Annotated in this window: 1 protein-coding gene; it reads right to left on the bottom strand. The window is 70.9% G+C overall.

Annotation, left to right across the window (positions count from 1 at the left end):
- The coding region (locus GTY56_RS26805; protein WP_161367878.1) for a condensation domain-containing protein at positions 1-447 on the bottom strand (447 nt) is incomplete at both ends.

The raw sequence follows: 447 nt of genomic DNA, 5'->3' as shown, positions 1-447 counted from the left end.
CGTCGAAGGCTCCACCACGGTCCCGGTGTCGTTCCACTCCACCAACACACGACGACGCTCGGCCTCACCGAGAACGTCCACCGCGCTCAACCGCAGCTCCGGATCGGCCGCCACCGCCTCCAGCACCCGGACCCACCGCTCCGCGAACCGTGCAACGGTGGCGGGCTCGAACAGGTCGACCGCCGCCGTGATGTCACCCCGCACCCCTGCGGGCGCGCCGTCGGCGTCGAAGACCTCTCCGGCCGAAACCTCCAGGTCGAACTTGGCCGCCGCTGCTTCCGTCGCCAGCTCGGCGGACATGTCCACGATGCGCGCGCCTGGCAGGTCGACGGCCGCGCCCTGGGCGACGTTCTGCACCGCGAGCATCACCTGGAACAGCGGGTGCCGGGCCATGGAACGGGCCGGCGCCAGTTCCTCCACCAGCTTCTCGAACGGCACTTCCTGGTG

The organism is Streptomyces sp. SID5643 (assembly GCF_009872555.1).
In the GTDB taxonomy this organism is placed as follows: domain Bacteria; phylum Actinomycetota; class Actinomycetes; order Streptomycetales; family Streptomycetaceae; genus Streptomyces; species Streptomyces iakyrus.
This window is presented reverse-complemented; position numbering and strand designations above follow the sequence as displayed.